Origin of the sequence: Rhodococcus sp. Chr-9, assembly GCF_000801125.1 — a bacterium.
GTDB lineage: Bacteria > Actinomycetota > Actinomycetes > Mycobacteriales > Mycobacteriaceae > Rhodococcus > Rhodococcus pyridinivorans.
In genome coordinates this window covers 348,208-364,851 of sequence record NZ_JTIZ01000089.1, presented here as the reverse complement: position 1 = coordinate 364,851, position 16,644 = coordinate 348,208, and the positions used below count along the sequence as shown (strand labels likewise).

The 16,644-nt window shown below is 68.5% G+C and carries 20 protein-coding genes, 1 pseudogene and 1 riboswitch; of the genes and pseudogenes, 14 read left to right on the top strand and 7 right to left on the bottom strand.

Annotated elements, in window-relative coordinates; translation table 11 throughout:
- Positions 1-34 precede the first annotated feature (34 nt).
- Positions 35-763: a lysoplasmalogenase family protein gene (locus QR64_RS13720; protein WP_039585558.1), complete on the top strand. Its 729-nt coding sequence runs from the start codon at positions 35-37 to the stop codon at positions 761-763.
- Here the strand turns inward: QR64_RS13720 and QR64_RS13715 are convergent.
- On the bottom strand, positions 754-1,194 hold the full coding sequence (locus tag QR64_RS13715) for a hypothetical protein (RefSeq protein ID WP_019291044.1): 441 nt from the start codon (positions 1,192-1,194) through the stop codon (positions 754-756). The genes QR64_RS13720 and QR64_RS13715 overlap by 10 nt on opposite strands.
- A gap of 67 nt (positions 1,195-1,261) precedes the next feature.
- On the opposite strand from QR64_RS13715, the gene QR64_RS13710 reads away from it, so the two are divergent.
- From QR64_RS13710 to QR64_RS13695, 4 genes are all read left to right on the top strand, one after another.
- On the top strand, positions 1,262-2,044 hold the full coding sequence (locus QR64_RS13710) for an SDR family oxidoreductase (protein ID WP_033096219.1): 783 nt from the start codon (positions 1,262-1,264) through the stop codon (positions 2,042-2,044).
- 59 nt (positions 2,045-2,103) lie between these two features.
- Positions 2,104-2,712, top strand: coding sequence for a hypothetical protein (locus tag QR64_RS13705; RefSeq protein ID WP_039585556.1), 609 nt, complete (start codon positions 2,104-2,106; stop codon positions 2,710-2,712).
- Positions 2,713-2,714: 2 nt separating this feature from the next.
- A complete protein-coding gene (locus QR64_RS13700; RefSeq protein ID WP_039585553.1) occupies positions 2,715-3,401 on the top strand; it encodes a TrmH family RNA methyltransferase in 687 nt (228 codons plus the stop codon).
- Positions 3,402-3,478: 77 nt separating this feature from the next.
- Positions 3,479-4,621 (top strand): glycoside hydrolase family 76 protein, encoded by a 1,143-nt coding sequence (locus QR64_RS13695; RefSeq protein ID WP_039585697.1) that lies wholly within the window; start codon positions 3,479-3,481, stop codon positions 4,619-4,621.
- A gap of 73 nt (positions 4,622-4,694) precedes the next feature.
- Here QR64_RS13695 and QR64_RS13690 read toward each other — a convergent pair whose 3' ends face one another.
- Positions 4,695-5,423, bottom strand: a complete 729-nt coding sequence (locus QR64_RS13690) for a VTT domain-containing protein (RefSeq protein WP_039585551.1) — start codon at positions 5,421-5,423, stop codon at positions 4,695-4,697.
- A gap of 64 nt (positions 5,424-5,487) precedes the next feature.
- A complete protein-coding gene (locus QR64_RS13685) occupies positions 5,488-6,495 on the bottom strand; it encodes a DUF368 domain-containing protein (protein ID WP_039585550.1) in 1,008 nt (335 codons plus the stop codon).
- A gap of 148 nt (positions 6,496-6,643) precedes the next feature.
- On the opposite strand from QR64_RS13685, the pseudogene fbaA reads away from it, so the two are divergent.
- A pseudogene (gene fbaA, locus QR64_RS13680) lies at positions 6,644-7,614 on the top strand (class II fructose-bisphosphate aldolase); the annotation flags it as partial.
- A gap of 1 nt (position 7,615) precedes the next feature.
- On the top strand, positions 7,616-7,762 hold a 147-nt coding region (locus tag QR64_RS28880), incomplete at its 5' end, for a hypothetical protein (protein WP_411908082.1).
- Here the strand turns inward: QR64_RS28880 and QR64_RS13675 are convergent.
- Positions 7,722-8,561, bottom strand: coding sequence for a hypothetical protein (locus QR64_RS13675; RefSeq protein ID WP_232237965.1), 840 nt, complete (start codon positions 8,559-8,561; stop codon positions 7,722-7,724). The two genes, QR64_RS28880 and QR64_RS13675, sit on opposite strands and share 41 nt — an antisense overlap.
- A 289-nt stretch (positions 8,562-8,850) precedes the next feature.
- On the opposite strand from QR64_RS13675, the gene QR64_RS13670 reads away from it, so the two are divergent.
- The 3 genes from QR64_RS13670 (at position 8,851) to QR64_RS13660 (ending at position 11,456) form a co-directional block, all read left to right on the top strand.
- On the top strand, positions 8,851-9,267 hold the full coding sequence (locus QR64_RS13670; RefSeq protein WP_039585547.1) for a DUF3151 domain-containing protein: 417 nt from the start codon (positions 8,851-8,853) through the stop codon (positions 9,265-9,267).
- A gap of 10 nt (positions 9,268-9,277) precedes the next feature.
- Positions 9,278-10,441: an FUSC family protein gene (locus tag QR64_RS13665; protein WP_200886505.1), complete on the top strand. Its 1,164-nt coding sequence runs from the start codon at positions 9,278-9,280 to the stop codon at positions 10,439-10,441.
- A gap of 85 nt (positions 10,442-10,526) precedes the next feature.
- Entirely contained in the window at positions 10,527-11,456 is a 930-nt protein-coding gene (locus QR64_RS13660; protein ID WP_006552984.1) for a cation diffusion facilitator family transporter, read from the top strand.
- Position 11,457: 1 nt separating this feature from the next.
- On the opposite strand, the gene QR64_RS13655 is transcribed toward QR64_RS13660, so the two are convergent.
- Entirely contained in the window at positions 11,458-12,006 is a 549-nt protein-coding gene (locus tag QR64_RS13655) for a histidine phosphatase family protein (protein ID WP_084222332.1), read from the bottom strand.
- 80 nt (positions 12,007-12,086) lie between these two features.
- Positions 12,087-12,156, top strand: a riboswitch (cobalamin riboswitch).
- Positions 12,157-12,210: 54 nt separating this feature from the next.
- Between QR64_RS13655 and QR64_RS13650 the strand changes: the two genes are divergently transcribed.
- Genes QR64_RS13650 through QR64_RS13635 form a run of 4 tightly spaced genes read left to right on the top strand, consistent with a single transcriptional unit; the run spans position 12,211 to position 15,500 of the window.
- Complete coding sequence (locus QR64_RS13650) at positions 12,211-12,405, top strand: CbtB domain-containing protein (protein ID WP_006552982.1); 195 nt, start codon at positions 12,211-12,213, stop codon at positions 12,403-12,405.
- Between the two features lie 14 nt (positions 12,406-12,419).
- On the top strand, positions 12,420-13,190 hold the full coding sequence (locus tag QR64_RS13645) for a CbtA family protein (protein ID WP_019291054.1): 771 nt from the start codon (positions 12,420-12,422) through the stop codon (positions 13,188-13,190).
- Between the two features lie 4 nt (positions 13,191-13,194).
- The gene (locus tag QR64_RS13640) at positions 13,195-14,673 is read left to right on the top strand and encodes a cobyric acid synthase (protein ID WP_039585544.1); all 1,479 of its coding nucleotides are present in this window, start codon (positions 13,195-13,197) and stop codon (positions 14,671-14,673) included.
- The gene (locus QR64_RS13635; protein WP_039585542.1) at positions 14,670-15,500 is read left to right on the top strand and encodes a cobalt-precorrin-6A reductase; all 831 of its coding nucleotides are present in this window, start codon (positions 14,670-14,672) and stop codon (positions 15,498-15,500) included. The genes QR64_RS13640 and QR64_RS13635 overlap by 4 nt, the downstream gene beginning before the upstream one ends.
- Here the strand turns inward: QR64_RS13635 and QR64_RS13630 are convergent.
- Together QR64_RS13630 and QR64_RS13625 are read right to left on the bottom strand one after the other, a co-directional pair.
- The gene (locus QR64_RS13630) at positions 15,403-15,951 is read right to left on the bottom strand and encodes a hypothetical protein (protein ID WP_039585690.1); all 549 of its coding nucleotides are present in this window, start codon (positions 15,949-15,951) and stop codon (positions 15,403-15,405) included. The genes QR64_RS13635 and QR64_RS13630 overlap by 98 nt on opposite strands.
- Positions 15,952-16,072: 121 nt before the next feature.
- On the bottom strand, positions 16,073-16,594 hold the full coding sequence (locus QR64_RS13625; RefSeq protein WP_019291057.1) for a hypothetical protein: 522 nt from the start codon (positions 16,592-16,594) through the stop codon (positions 16,073-16,075).
- Between the last annotated feature and the right edge of the window lie 50 nt (positions 16,595-16,644).

The window sequence follows — 16,644 nt, the reverse complement described above, 5'->3', positions numbered from 1 at the left end:
CGGGACGATCGATGCAGCCGGGTACTGTGCGCGCATGGGTTGGTTCAGTCGCAAGAGGTGGGGCGTCGAGCACGCGGTGTTCGCGGCGGCCTCGGCCGCCACCGTCGTCGGGGGAGTGTCGGGGAACGAGAAGTTGCAGCAGATCGCCAAACCGCTCATCGCACCCGCGCTCGCCGTGCGGGTGCTGCGCCGCTCCCGCGACACCGATCGCGCCGACACCGCCCTGCTTGTCGCAGGTCTCGCAGCCGCCACCCTCGGTGACATCGCCATGATCCGCTCCGACGAGGACCGCCGGATCCTGAGCGGTGCAGCCTGTTTCGGTGTCATGCAGACCGCCTACTCGAGCATCCTCGTCCGGCGCGGTGCGCGGGTGTCGAAGCCGGTCGCGGTGCAGCGTGCCGGTGCCCTGGTCGGTGCGGCCGGTCTGCTCGCCGCCCGCAACCGCTCGGTGGCCGCGCCGCTGACCGGATACGGCGCCCTGCTCGCCACCACTGCGATCCTTGCCGGAGACCCCGCCCTCGCACCCGGTGCGCGAGTGCGCGCGGGTCTGGCCGTGCCGGGTGCCGACAGGCGTAGTCGGCTCGGTCTCGGCGGCCTGATCTTCACGCTGTCCGACGGATCGATCGTGGTGCGCCGCACCCTGCTGAAGGACGAGAAGATGCGCGCGGCAGCGGAAGGGTTCGTGCTCGCCACCTACACCGTGGCCCAGCTGTTGCTCGTGGAAGGGCTCCTTGCTCTCACGAGCCGGAACAGTCAGGGATAGAGGACGATCCGGTCGCGGTCGAGCGGGTCCACCCAGATGCTCACGACCTCCCCGGGCGCGTAGCGCTGCAGGTTGCGACGGTCGACCTCGTAGACGACCGTGCCGCGATAGGACTCCGAGCCGGGCACCGTGAGCTCGAGATCGAGCCGGGTCAGCTGACCGGTCGAGGTCAGATCGAGCGGGGTCGCGGAACGGATGGTCGCCCATCCCTCGTACCCTTCGCGTTCGATACGGCGCATGACCTTCGAGCGGCGACCCGCGAGCGCCATCGACAGACCGAGCACGGTGCCGTACAGGCAGACGAGGAAGACCACCTGGAAGCCCTCGGTGCCGGGTTCGGAGATCGGCAGGAACAGGTGCATCCACAACGCGAGAACGACGACATATCCCACGGTGACGAACGCGACGGTGGCAACGATACGACGATTCACAGCTCCTCCGATCCCAGCCTATCCCCGCTGTGCGCCGTCGGCTCCCGCCCGTGACTAGGGTGATGCCATGTCTGCTCCCAGCGTGGTGATCACCGGAGCCGCCGCCGGTATCGGCCGCTCCACAGCTCTGTTCTTCGCCCGTCACGGTTACCGCGTCGGCGCCTTCGACATCGACACCGCGGGGCTCGCGAGCCTCGCCGAGGAGGGCGCCTCGGTCACCGCGGGGCAGATCGCCACCGGTGCCCTCGACGTCACCGACACCTCCGCGTGGACCCGCGTACTCGAGGAGTTCTGCACCGACGGCCGGCTCGACGTCCTCGTCAACAACGCCGGGCTGCTGTCGTCCGGGCCGTTCGAGGACACCCCGGCGAGCCGGCACCGGCAGCTCGTCGACGTCAACGTCACCGGTGTCGTCCTCGGCTGCCACGCGGCCTTCCCGTATCTCCGCGACACCCCCGGCGCGCACATCGTGAACATGTGCTCGGCGTCGGCGCTCTACGGACAGCCCGAGCTCGCCACCTACAGCGCCACCAAGTTCGCGGTGCGCGGCCTGACCGAAGCACTCGAACTCGAGTGGGCCCGCCATGACATCAAGGTGCAGGCGTTGTGGCCGCTGTTCGTCGACACGAACATGGTCGACGGGATGGACATCGGCTCGCGACGCTCCCTGGGCGTGAACCTCGGCGCCGACGACGTCGCCCGCGCGGTGTTCGACGCGACTCGTCCCACGCGGCGCTCGGGACGGGTGCATCGGCCCGTGGGCCGGCAGGCGACCGTGCTCGCCACGCTCGCCCAGGTGTCGCCCGGATGGATGAATCGCCTGGTGAACCGGCGCCTGACCGGCCACTGACGCCGCTCGATAGAGTGACACCCGCACGTCGTCGGGAAGGGTGTTGCGTGAGAATTCGGATGTGGCCGGTCGCAGTCGTCGCGGGTGTGGCACTGTTCGTCGCAGGATGCGGAGGCTCCGCGGACGGGTCGGAGGCCGACTCCGGAGCGACGTCGACGACGACCTCCGCGGCTGCCTCGACGACCCCCTCCACGACGGTCGCTGCGAGCACCACCGAGGAGGCGACCCCGTCGACGACCGAACCAGCTCCCGAGCCGGAGACCTCCCCGGAGGAACCGGCTCCGCTCGCGCAGGTCGAGTACCAGCGCAACGAGTCGTACTACTTCAGCAGCCCCGACGGCACCTTCGAATGCGGCATCGTCCGGCTGCCCACCCGCACCGAGGCGGGCTGCGAAGGACCGACCGATCCGATCCCGCCGCGCCCCGAGGACTGCATGGTCAACTGGGGACTCGGCATCCGCGTACAGGACTCCGGAGAAGGCGAGTTCGTGTGCTCGGGCGGACCGGTCTACCTCTCGCCCGACGGGGCGAGCCCCGTCCTGCCGCCGGGATCGTCGTTGTCGCAGCTCGGCTACACGTGCGCCACCACCGCAGCCGACGTGACCTGCACCAACGACGCCACCGGCCACGGTTTCCGCGTAGCAGCAGGTTCGAACGAGACGTTCTGACGGTGACCGACACGCATTCCGAACCGGCCGTCGAGGACGTGGCGGGCCCCACCGAATGGGGTGAGCACCCGCACGGCGTCGGACCGTGGATCGAGGAGTTCGGCACCGAGCCGCCCACCGACCCGCGCTACGACCCCGAGCTGCTCGCCCACGGCGACCGGCGCAACGTCGTCGACGCCTACCGCTACTGGACCCGCGAGGCGATCGTCGCGGACATCGACCGTCGCCGGCACCCGCTGCACGTCGCCATCGAGAACTTCGCCCACGACGCGAACATCGGGACGGTCGTTCGCACCGCCAACGCGTTCGCCGTGGGCACCGTGCACATCGTCGGGCGACGCCGATGGAATCGGCGCGGAGCGATGGTCACCGACCGCTACCAGCACCTGCTCCACCACTCGGATGTCGACGCGCTCGTCGCGTGGGCGGCCGAAAAGGACCTCGAGATCGTCGCGGTGGACAACACCCCCGGCTCGGTCCGGTTGGAGACGGCGACCCTGCCGCGCCGCTGCCTGCTGCTGTTCGGGCAGGAGGGTCCCGGCGTCACCGAAGCGGCCCGCAACGTCGCCTCGATGACGGTCTCCATCGCCCAGTTCGGCTCCACGCGGTCCATCAACGCGGGTGTCGCCGCGGGGATCGCAATGCACGCGTGGATCCGGCAGCACGCCGATTTCTCGGACGCCTGGTAACACCTGCCCCGCAATCCGGGATGAAAGTCGCGCGGACCGTCGTCGGGGCGGCCGCCGGTCGGGCAGTGTGGAGGGTGATGAACACCGCAGCAGGACAGCGTTCGGACGGAGTCGAGGCCGCCCGGTGGTCGGAGCGGGCCGACGCCGCGGAGGGTGCGATCGTGTCGCGGCACATCCGTCGTCTCTGGGCACTGCCCGGCACCGCGCTCGGGGTGGTCGGATGGCCCGCCGTCCGACGTGAGCGACTGTTCCTCTCCTGGCACTACTGGTGGCAGGCGCACCTGATCGACGCCGCCGTCGACGCCGCCGAGCGCGACGCCACCCCGCGCCGCCGGCGCCGTGTCGTGCGGCTCGCACGCACCCACCGCATCCGCAACCTCACCGGCTGGACCAACAACTACTACGACGACATGGCGTGGCTCGGCCTGTCGCTCGAACGGGCAGAACGGCATCTCTACGTCGACCACCGCGGCGCGATCGCGACCCTCGTCGACGAGCTCGTCGACGCCTGGCAACCCGAGAGCGGCGGCGGCATCCCGTGGCGCCGGCGGGACACCTTCTTCAACGCCCCCGCGAACGGTCCGGCGGCGCTGCTGCTCGCCCGCACCGGCAAGGTCTACCGCGCCGAGGAGATGGCCGACTGGATCCACGACGTGCTGCTCGACCCCGAGACGGGCCTCGTCCTGGACGGCATCCGTGATGGCGTGCACGAACGCGCGATCTACAGCTACTGCCAGGGGGTGACGCTCGGCCTCGAGACCGAGCTCGCCCTGCAACTCGACGACCCCAGGCATCGCCGCAGGGTCCACGCGCTCGTCGCCGCGGTCGACGATCACCTCACCGAGCGCAGCGTCGTCACCGGCGGGGGAGGCGGCGACGGGGGACTGTTCAACGGGATCCTGGCCCGCTACCTCGCGATGGTCGCCACGACACTGCCCGTCGTCGACCGCGACGACATCCGCGCCCGCAACGTCGCGGCACGGATCGTGCTGGCGTCGGCGGAGGCCGCCTGGGAGAACCGGCTGCAGGTCGAGGAGCTGCCGGTCTTCGGCCGCGACTGGTCGCGGCAGGCGCGGCTACCCGGCCTGGGCACCTCGGTCGCGCGGTTCGCGGGCGGCACCGTCCGCGAGTCGGCCGTCGCCGAACGCGATCTGTCGGTGCAGCTCGGCGGGTGGATGCTCATGGAAGCGGCCTACGCTGTCGCGGCCTCGCGGTCCTGAAACGGAAGAAGGTGGATTCCGACCCGTTCGTTCGACGGGCGGAATCCACCTTCCGCGGTGTGAGGGTCGTTTCCTACGTGGACTCGATGCGGTTGATCGGCATCGTCGCGGCCTCGGCGGCCGGCGCCTCACCGTTCTTGGCCGCACGACGCGAGTTGAGCACGCGCTTGCCGACCTCCGTGATGATCGGGATCACCGAGACGAACACGATGCCCAGGAAGATGATGTCGATGTTGTCGGCGATGAAGCCGATCTGTCCCAGCAGGTAGCCGAGCAGCGTTACGCCGGCGCCCCACACGATGCCGCCGATGATGTTGTAGGTGATGAACACGCGGTAGGGCATCTTCGCGGCGCCCGCGACGAGCGGGGCGTAGGTGCGCACGATCGGCACGAAACGTGCCAGGAAGATCATCGCGGGTCCGTGGCGCAGGAAGAAGCGGTGCGCTTCGTCGATGTAGGCCTGCTTGAAGAGCTTCGAGTCCGGCTTGAACAGCCTGGTTCCGCCCTTCGCGCCGATGAGATAGCCGACCTGGTCGCCGAGGACCGCCGCGATGGGGATCGTCACCATCAGCACCCACAACGGGGCGAACGGTTCGACCTCCGCCGACTTGGCCGCCGCGATCAGGCCGGCGGTGAACAGCAGCGAGTCGCCGGGCAGCAGCGGGAACAGCAGGCCGGATTCGATGAACACCACGAGCAGTAGCCCGATGAGCATCCAGGTCCCGAACGAATTCAGGAGATTGACAGGATCGAGAAACCCCGGAAGCAGTGCCAGGTTGGTCGTGGGGACCGAAGTAATCACGACGTGCGAGAGTACCGATTCACGAACCGATCCTCCGACCCGGTACAGCGTTCGGCGTCGTTCTTCAGCGTTGTTCCATACTTCGTGCTTGCTCCGCTGCCTCCACGGATGCGCGGGCATCAGCGGCATAAACCCGGCGTTGGACCAGAGCGACCACGCCGACCACAGCGGCACCGGCCACGAACAGACCCGATGCGAGTGGCCAGCCGTCGCCTACGCCGAGGAGTGCTCCGGTATCCGTCTGCCACGGCCACAGCGCACGTAGTGAGCCGAGCATCAGACCCGCTGCGGCGACCATGGCCGCGGTGTGATGGCGTTCCAGCAGCCATTCGAGTACGCGCACGAACGTCACCACACCCACCAGTGCCCCGAGCGCGAACACGCCCAGGTATTGCACGTTCCGATCGTCGACGGCGGCCATCGTCGGCGCGTAGAGGCCGACGACCAGCAGGAAGAACGATCCCGAGACACCCGGCAGCACGAGAGCGCAGACTGCCACGGCCGCGGCGCCGAAGACCAGGATCAGGGACGGATCGGTCATCTCGCTGCGAGGCAGCGACGTCAGCGCGAACACAGCGGCGGCCATCAGTACGAACAGAGCGCACGCGCGGCCCTTCGCTCCCCGTGCACGTAGGGCTCCGCGTTCGATTTCCAGGAAGGGGACGATCACCGACGTCGCGATCATTCCCATGAACAATGCCCGGGAATAGACGGGCTGGTTGCTCACGAACGACTCCATGACCCCGGCGATCGAGAACACGGCGACCACCATGCCGACAGCGACCGGAATCAGAAGCCACCAGTCGACACGTCGCAGAGCGGTCCGCCAACCCACTCCCCCGACCATCGCGCGGGGGACGTCCGTGATGTGCTTGCCGGACGCGATCAGGCGACTGTAAATCCCTGTGACCAGGGCCACTGTACCGCCCGACACGCCGGGTACCGTCTCTGCAACTCCGATCAGGCCGCCTCGCGCGACGTTGGCGAGCATCTCGGCCGGCTTCGGTTGGGCGGTGCGGTCGTCGTCCTCGGGTTTCGCCTCCGAGCGGGCCTCCGTCATCACGGCTGCCATCGTAGTGGCACTCGGCCGGGCACAGCCGCACGTGACTTCGCGGATGCACTCAAGCGTTCGACGTCCGGAGTTGCCATAATGCAGGGACAACGCGCCGCCGCCCACATCGGCCGAGCGCACAGACACGTCGACATGGAGGTCACCTGCCGTGCCCATCGCAACTCCCGAGGTCTACGCCGAGATGATCGCCCGCGCCAAGGAGCACTCCTTCGCGTTTCCGGCCATCAACTGCACGTCGTCCGAAACGATCAACGCCGCCATCAAGGGCTTTGCGGACGCCGGCAGCGACGGCATCATCCAGTTCTCGACCGGTGGCGCCGAGTTCGGCTCGGGCCTGGGTGTGAAGGACATGGTCACCGGCGCCGTGGCACTCGCCGAGTTCGCCCATGTCGTCGCCGAGAAGTACGACGTGACGATCGCTCTGCACACCGACCACTGCCCGAAGGACAAGCTCGACGGCTTCGTCCGCCCGCTCATCGCGATCTCGCAGGAGCGCGTGAACAACGGACAGAACCCGCTGTTCCAGTCGCACATGTGGGACGGCTCGGCCATCCCGATCGACGAGAACCTCGAGATCGCGCAGGAACTCCTCGCTGCCGCCAAGGCCGCGAAGATCATCCTCGAGATCGAGATCGGCGTCGTCGGCGGTGAAGAGGACGGCGTCGAGAACGCCATCAACGACAAGCTCTACACCACGGTCGAGGACTTCGAGAAGACCGTCGACGCGCTCGGCGCCGACAAGGGCCAGTACCTGCTCGCCGCTACCTTCGGCAACGTCCACGGCGTCTACAAGCCGGGCAACGTCAAGCTCAAGCCGTCCGTCCTCGCCGAGGGCCAGGCCGCCGCGTCGAAGAAGCTGGGTCTGCCCGAGGGGTCGAAGCCGTTCGACCTCGTCTTCCACGGCGGTTCGGGTTCGCTGAAGTCGGAGATCGACGAGGCGCTGAGCTACGGCGTCGTGAAGATGAACGTCGACACCGACACGCAGTACGCGTTCACCCGTCCGATCGCGGGACACATGTTCACCAACTACGACGGTGTGCTCAAGATCGACGGCGAGGTCGGCAACAAGAAGGCCTACGACCCGCGCAGCTACCTCAAGAAGGCCGAGGCGTCCATGACNGACGTTCTCGTCGGCGCCCTTCGTCGTCCCTACGGTGTGCAGAAATCCTCGCGACACGCCGAGGGCGAACGACGACTTCTGCACACTCGTGGTCGCTGTCGTCCCGTTATTCGCTGCAGACCTTCCACTGCTCACCGTCGAGCGTGAGGTCGAAGGTGCGGTCGGTGACATCGTCGGGATCGTTCACCGTGTGCGCGGTGACCTGCGCGATGGCGGTGCCCTCGGTGATCTGGATGCGATCGACGCTCGTCACCACCGGGATCTCGCCCTGTTCGACGGCGAGCCGGTGGATGTCGCGGAAGTTCTCCGGATCGACCGTCTCGTAGAAGTCGGAGAGCGCTCCGCAGGTCGACTCCCGCAGAGTCCCCAGGTCGCCCGATTCGAGTGCTCCGACGAAGGTGTCGATGCTCGCGCGGATCCGGCTCTCGGGGGAATTGTCGGCGCGGTCCTTCAGGAACACGATCACCCCGGCCGCGACGATCGCCACGACCACCAGCACGGCCGCTGCTCCGGCAGCGATCAGCCGACGACCGCGGCTCTTGTCGCGGGCCGGCGGGATGCGCGTGGGCGTGGGCTGGACGGCGACGCGGACGGGCTCGGGCTGAACCGTCGGTTCCTCACGGCGCGGAGCGATGCGCTGCGGCGGCGCCTTCGGCACGTGGCTGCGGACCGGGATCTGCACCGTGGGCGCATCGGCGGAGGTGACATCGGGCGCGGGCTCGGATTCGGGGGTCGGGCGGGACTCGACGGTCTCGGGTTCGACGACGGGAAGCGCCACGGTCTCGTCCGTGGTGACGCTCTCGTCTGCAGCCTGTTCCGGCTCATCGCTGCTCGCGTCCTCACCCGAGGACGCCGCATCGGTGGTCGGCTCCTCAGGTTTCTCGGAGACCTGCTCCGCCGGCTCGTCGGCCTTCTCGGTTCCCGCGCCCACTGCATCCTCGGGCACTGCATCCTGGGACGCTGCATCCTGGGGCACTGCATCCTGGGGCACTGCATCCTGGGGCACTGCATCCTCGGATACCGCTTCTTCTGCGGCTGCTTCGTCGGTCGCCGCCGGCTCGACAGGGGGTTCGTTTTCCGCACTCTCGTCCGGTGTCTCGACAGAAGGGGTCGTCGAAGTCTGCTCGGGTGACTCTTCGTTCTTCGGGTCCGACAACGTGCTGCACCTCGCTCGACGGCCTGCGGTTACCCGGGGACTCTATCGAGCCTTCGCCACGGAAGGGCACAATGACCCCATGACGTCTTTCGGTGATCTTCTCGGACCGCAGCCCACCCTTCTCCCCGGCGACGACGACGCGGAGTCGGCCCTGCTGAACAACGAGGACCCGGCGAAGGTCGCAGCCGACCATCCCACCGCCTCGATCGCCTGGGCGCACCTCGCCGAGGCCGCACTCGACAGTGGCGAGACGATCCAGGCATACGCCTACGCACGCACCGGATATCACCGCGGTCTCGACCAGCTGCGCCGCAACGGCTGGAAGGGTTTCGGTCCCGTGCCCTACAGCCACGAACCCAACCGCGGTTTCCTGCGTTGCGTCGCCGTCCTGGCCCGGGCAGCCCGAACCATCGGTGAGTCGGACGAGCACGCCCGCTGCCTGGACCTGCTCGAGGACTGCGACCCGCGGGCAGCGGAAGAACTCGGCGTCGAATAGACGCCCGTACATGTCTGTGTTGAACAGACTGTCCGCGGCGACCCGGCGTCGACCCACCCGTCAGGGAGCTCGTAAACGCCTGACCGACTCGTTCGAACGGCTGCGCACATCGGCGCTGCCGATCGTGCAGTGCGCGCTGGCGGCGGGCCTGGCGTGGTGGGTCGCGAAGGATCTGGTCGGGCACCAACAGCCCTTCTTCGCCCCCATCGCGGCAGTCGTCTCCCTCGGGCTCGGTCTCGGCGCCCGATTGCGGCGTTCCGTCGAACTCGTCTGCGGTGTGACCGTCGGGATCGGCGTGGGCGACCTGCTCGTCTCGCTGATCGGCAGCGGACCGTGGCAGATCGCGCTCGTCGTGACCATCGCGATGAGTACGGCGGTCGCGTTGAACAGCGGCCCGATCTTCGCGATGCAGGCCGGGAACTCCGCGGTGCTCGTGGCGACGCTGCTGCCACCCGGTGGCACCGGTGGGCCCGATCGGATGGTCGACGCCCTGGTCGGGGGTCTCACGGGCATCGCGGTCGTCGCGATGATCCCCACCCATCCGGTGCGGCGTGCCCGGCGCAACGCCGCCGAGATCCTCGCCACGGCGAGCGAGGTCCTGAGGAAGGTCGAGACCGGGCTCGTCGAGAACAACCCGAAACCGATCGAGGACGCCCTCAAGCAGGCGCGGGCCACCCAGCCCGCGATCGACTCGATGCGCACCCACCTCAAGGGCGGTCGGGAGATCAGCCGGATCTCGCCGCTGTACTGGAACAGCCGCAAGCGTCTCGCGGTCCTGACGGCTGCCGCCGACCCGATCGATCACGCGATGCGCAACATTCGCGTGCTCGCGCGCCGGTCGCTGACCCTCGTCCGCGACGACGAGATCCTTGATCCGCGGCTCGTGCAGCTGTTCGCCGAGGTAGCCGATGCGGTGGACGTGCTCCGCGAGATGGTTCTCGCGGAGCCGGGGGAGCAGCCCGACCAGGCCGAGGCTGCACGTGTGCTGCGCAGCATCGCCAAGAAGATGGATCCCGAACTCATCGCCGGGGCAGGAGTGTCGGCCACGGTGGTGTTCGCGCAGATGAGGTCACTGATCGTCGACCTGCTGCAGACCGCCGGACTCAAGCGGATCACCGCGATCGCGACCCTTCCATCCACCGTCGAACATCCGGCCTACCACCCGGACGAGTAAGCCCTCCGAGCCCGCCGGGCACGTAGCCGTTGAAACATATGCGCATTCGTGCATACGATGGCCCGAGGTTCGGAGAGGGAGTTCGATGGGTTCGGGTCACGGGCACTCACACGGCGTCGGCCACGGTCACGGTCAGGGCGCCGGTCCCACGCGCGCCGTCATCCGGCGCATGGCCTTCGCGCTGGGCATCCTCGGAGCGTTCTTCGTACTGGAGGCGTTCGTCGGTCTCCTGATCGGTTCTCTCGCCCTGCTCGCCGACGCGGGCCACATGCTCACCGACGTCGTCGGGGTGTCCATGGGCATGGTCGCCCTCATCCTCGCCCGACGCGGGAGCAGCGCGGCCTCGCGCACCTTCGGCTGGCATCGCGCCGAAGTCCTCACCGCGATGGTCAACGCGGTGCTGCTGCTCGGCGTCGCCGGCTGGGTGTTCTACGAGGCGATCGACCGCATCGGCGACGCCCCCGAACTTCCCGGCCTGCCCATGATCGTCACCGCCCTCGCGGGACTGGCCGCCAACATCGTCGTGATGCTCATGCTGCGGGCCGACGCGAAGGACAGCATCGCGGTGCGCGGCGCCTACATGGAGGTGCTCGCCGACGCCGTCGGATCCGTCGGCGTCCTCATCGCGGGCGCACTCGTCATGATCTTCGGCTGGAGCCTGGCCGACGTCGTCGTCGGTGTGCTCATCTCCCTGTGGGTCGTGCCGCGCGCCCTGCGACTGGCCGCCGAGTCGCTGCGCATCCTCACTCAGACCTCGCCGGCGCATCTCGACGTCGACCTGCTGCGCACCGACCTGCTCGCGCTGCCCGGCGTGTGCGGCGTGCACGACCTGCACGTGTGGACGCTGACCACCGGCATGGACGTCGCGACCGTGCATCTCGTCAGCGACCACGACCCGCAGTGGATCCTCGACTCGGCGCGCACCGCGCTGTCGTCGCACGGGCTCGAGCACGCCACCGTCCAGGTGGAGTCGACGGTCGACGGCAAGCAGTGCGAGAAGGACGTCACCTGGTAGCTCACCGCGCGAATCGGTTCGGCCGCAAAGTCCACCGACCCGGCCCGCCGTAGAGCCGGACGACGTCCAGCGGTCCCACGTCGACCCTCCGGAACGACGCCGCCGGAGCGTCGAGAGCGCACACCGTCGCCGCTCGCACGACCGCCGGGTGTGTCACCACCCCGACCCGTTCGTAGCCGTCGTCCTGTGCCGCCAGCCAGGTGCCGACCCGGCGGATGAGGTCCTCGACGGACTCGCCGCCGTGCGGTGCGGCCGCCGGCTCGGTCAGCCACATCGCCAGCTCGCCCTCGGGCACATCACCCATCGCCGCCCCGCACCACCTGCCGTAGTCGAGCTCGCGCAGCGCGGAGTCGATCTCGGCGGGGACACCGAAGGCGTGGACCGTGTCGACCGCGCGTCGCTCGGGTGCACACACCCACCGGTCGACGACCGGCACCGCGAAGCGTCCGAGTTCGCGGCGGCCCCGATCGGAGATCGGTTCGTCGCACGGAAATCGGGCCTGTTCCGTCGCACGCGTGGAAGCGTGTGCGACGACGAACAATCGGGTCACGGCAGGTACGTCCTCTCCGCTTGACATCGCACAACGCCCGGTGCGAAGGTGCGTCGGTAAAGATGTGCCGAGGTGTAGGCAATCCGGTGGAAAGCCGGAGCGGTCGCGCCACTGTAACCGGAGATGTCGAAATCTCCGGAAGCCAGAAAACTCCCGCGGCACATGACGGAATCGAATGGGGCGCGAAATCCCAGGAGGATTGTCATGGCTGTTGTCCATACCCCCGACGAGTCGCTCGGCTCCGCCGCACTCGCAGTCGCTCTCGCCGCAGTGATCGTCGCGGCTTTTCTCGTTCTCTACCTGGTCGGATTCGATCAGGGCGCGATCTCGCGCACCGGCATGTTCATGCACGAACTGATGCACGACGGCCGGCACCTCCTCGGTCTTCCGTGCCATTGAGAACGGGGACCACGATGCCCGGAACCTACCTCCACCTGCTGCTGCGGGGCCTGCTCGCCGGACTCGTCGCGGGTCTGCTCGCCGGCGGTGTCGCCTTCGTCGTCGGCGAACCCCACATCGAATCCGCGATCGCGCTCGAAGAAGCTGCCGGCGAGGCGCATTCGCATGATCACGACCACGCTGCGACCACCGGGGAATCCCACGGTCACAGTCACGGCGAGGATGCGCTCGTCGACCGTACCGGGCAGAAGGCCGGACTGTTCCTCGCGACGACTCTCGCCGGTCTCGCGTTCGGCGCCCTCTACGCGTCGGTGCTGCACTTCGCGCGTCGCCTCACTGACATGCCGGGCTGGAAGCTCGGATTGTTCGGGGCGGCCGGAGCGTGGCTCGCCGTCGAGGCCGTCCCGTTCGTGAAGTATCCGGCGAATCCGCCGGCCGTCGGTGATCCCGACACGATCGATCAACGCACCCTGCTGTGGCTCGCCTCGGTCGTTCTCGGACTCGTCGCGATCGCAGTGGCCGTCGCGGTGGCGAAGGCGCTGGCCGCCCAGGATCTGCACACCGTCCGCATCGCAGGCCCGGCGGTCGCCTTCCTCGTCGTGGTGGGTCTCGGATATCTCGCCTTGCCGAAAATCGACGAGGTGGGGGAGGGCTTCCCTGCGACGCTGTTGTGGGAGTTCCGGGTCGCGTCGTTCACCGTGCAGCTCACCCTGTGGGCGGTGCTCGGTGTGGTCTTCGCATACCTCACCGAACGCGCGTCCCGTCGCGTGACGATCCCGGCCTGACGGCATGGGTTCGGGTCTGCTCGTCGCCGGAACGACCTCGGATGCAGGAAAATCCGTGGTCGTCACCGGGATCTGCCGATCCTTGGCGCGGCGCGGCCTGAAGGTCGCGCCGTTCAAGGCGCAGAACATGTCGAACAACTCGATGGTGACGAGCGAGGGCGCGGAGATCGGGCGCGCCCAGTGGATCCAGGCAGTGGCTGCCCGTGCGATCCCCGAGGCCGCGATGAACCCGGTGCTGCTCAAGCCCGGCGGCGACCGGCGCAGCCACGTCGTGGTTCTCGGGCGGCCGGCCGGAGCGCTGGAGGCGGGTGAGTTCGCCGGTGGACGAAAGCATCTCGCCGACGCGGCATTCGGTGCCTTCGACGACCTCCGGCGTAGATTCGACGTGGTGGTGTGCGAAGGTGCCGGGAGCGCGGCCGAGATCAATCTGCGCGACCACGACTATGTGAACATGGGTCTGGCGCAACATGGTTCGATGCCGACCGTCGTGGTCGGCGACATCGACCGCGGTGGTGTGTTCGCCTCGATGTACGGGACGCTGGCCCTGCTCGACGCCGCGGATCAGCAGTTGATCCGCGGCTTCGTGATCAACAAGTTCCGCGGCGACGTCTCGCTCCTGAAGCCCGGACTCGACTCGCTCGAACGGCTCACCGGCCGCCCGGTGCTCGGCGTGCTGCCATGGCAACGCGACCTGTGGCTCGACTCGGAGGATTCACTCGCCCTCACCTCCCGTCCCGCACACGATGGTGACGGCGCACTGAGCATCGCCGTCGTGATGCTGCCGCGGGTCAGCAACTTCACCGATGTCGACGCGTTGTGCCTCGAACCGGACGTGCGGGTCCGCTTCGTCGACGACCCGCGAGCGCTCGCCGGCGCCGACGTCGTGATCGTGCCCGGAACACGCGCGACCCTCGCGGATCTCGCGTGGCTGCGCTCGCGAGGACTCGACACCGCGATCGTCGACCACGTCCGCCGAGGTGGACCGGTCCTCGGTATCTGCGGCGGCTTCCAGATGCTCGGCACGCGCATCGACGACCCGCACGGCGTCGAGGGTGTTCCCGGCGCAAGCGCAGCGGGTCTCGGGTTGCTCCCGGCCCGAACCGAGTTCGGACACGAGAAGGTCCTCCGATTGCCGAGGGGGTCAGCGTTGGATGCGGCTGCCTCCGGATACGAGATCCATCACGGACGCGTCACCGTCGACGGTGGCACCGAATTCCTCGGTGGCACCCGGGAGGGTTCGGTGTTCGGCACCATGTGGCACGGCGCCCTCGAAGGGGACGCGTTGCGCTGGGCGTGGTTACGCGAGGTCGCTGCGGTGGTGGGCCGCGAGATCCGCACCGGGGAAGTGAGTTTCCCGGCCGCACGCGAGGTCCGCATCGAGGCGCTCGCGGACCTCGTCGACGAACATCTCGACATGGACGCTCTGCTCACCATGCTCTCCGACGAGCGAACCCTGCCCGTGCTGAGGGGAACCCTGCGGTGACGGTCCTCATCCTCGGTGGGACGGGGGAAGCCCGTTCCCTCGCCGCGGCATTGGACGACGCGGACATCGCGTTCGAATCCTCCCTGGCAGGCCGGGTCCGCAATCCACGCCTGCCCGTCGGTCCGGTGCGCATCGGAGGGTTCGGCGGAGCGGACGGTCTCGTCCGGTACCTGACCGAGCGCGGTATCCGAGCCGTCGTCGACGCCACCCATCCGTTCGCCGCGGGCATCAGCGCGAACGCCGCCGCGGCATGCGCCGCCGCGAACGTGCCACTGGTGCGCCTGCAACGACCGGGCTGGCACGACGCGCACGGCTGGTGGACGTGGGTCGACGACCACGACGGCGCCGCGCACGTCGCCGCGACCGGCCGGAGGATCTTCCTCAGCACCGGACGGCAGACACTCGACCGCTTCGTCGGACCGCTCGCCGCGCACGACGTGCTCGTCCGCGTCGTCGATCCACTGACGACCGAACTGCCACCGAGCTGGTCGGTGCTGCTCGGACGCGGCCCCTACACGGCGAGTGACGAACGGAAGCTGCTGCTCGACAACGGGATCGATACCCTCGTCACGAAGGATTCGGGTGGTTCGCTCACCCGCGGCAAACTCGACGCCGCCGATGAACTGGGCGTGCGCGTGATCGTCATACGCCGCCCGCCCACACCCCGCGGTGTCGCCACGGTGGAGACCGTGACGGTAGCGCGGGAATGGGTCCTCCGGGTGGCGGAGGTCAGATCTGCGGACCTTCGGAACGCAGATCGTCGACCTTCTTCATCGCTTCGCGCAGTTCCCGGAGCCACTGCTCCGAGTGCTGCCCCACGAGCCTGACGGTCCACTTCAGTGCGTCCGAACGGGACCGCGCGACACCGGCGTCGACAAGGGTGTCGAGCACCTTCCGTTCGGGTTGGCGCAGTCGCGTCATGACCGGGACGGCGAGGTGGGTGAACAGGTCGGTCCGGTCGCCGACCGTCACGCCCCAGGCCACGTTGCGGCCGTAGCGGGCCTCGGCCTCGTCGGCGATGCGCATCCGGTCGGCGCGCGTGGTCTCGCGGAATCGAGCGATGCGTCCGTCGATCTCGGTGTCGCTCGTGCCGTCGGGTACCCCGAGGGGGCCGACGACGAAGATCTCTTCTCTGTCGATCTCGATGTCGGGCGGTCCGGTGAACCAGTCGTCGGGGAGCCTGCCGGCGAACCACTCGGCAGCATCGCTCGCGTCGGGGACGTCTGCCTGTTGCCAGCCGCCCGGTCGTCCGAATCCGTGGATGTGTGAATGTCGCATGATGTCCTCCTCGGGACGCGACCCGGTGCGTGTCGCACCGATCAACCTGTGCGCGTTGCACTGATTACAGTGTTGCACCGCAAGCGTGTCGTGCGCCACTGTCGAGCGGCGAACGGTGCGGTCAGCGACCGTTCCGGGGAGTCAGAACTCCGGAGGTGACCGGAGGGGCGCTGCGCAGGGGAGCGGTGGAGAGCACGACGGGTAACCACACCGCAGTGGATGCCATCACCGCGCCCCAGCACAGATACAGGCCGACGTGCGGTGCGTGAGAGGTGTGGGCGACCATCCCGGCCTGTGACCAGACGGCGAACAGTCCCACCATCGACGCCGCCCCCGAACCGAGCATCGCGAGCGTTGCGGCACCCCACCGGCGGCGGAGCAATGCGACGAGCGGTACGAGGATGCCGAACACCACCACGAAGACGTCGAAGACACGGAGGGGAAGGGTTGCGGCCTCGGAGTCCCAGCGCAGAAGGGTCGTCAGGGACGTCACCGAAGTGGCCTGGGGAAGCAGCAGACCCATGACCAGCAGCGCGACGCACCCGGCCAGGATCCGGACCCGCGAGCGGCCGACGACCACCTCACCGGCGACGCGGTGTTCGATGCGATCGAGATCGTGACGGAATTCCGCCAGGTCGTCCATGGTGCACCCCCGGAGCGCGGCGACGCTTCGGTCCCAGTATGCGACGCGGG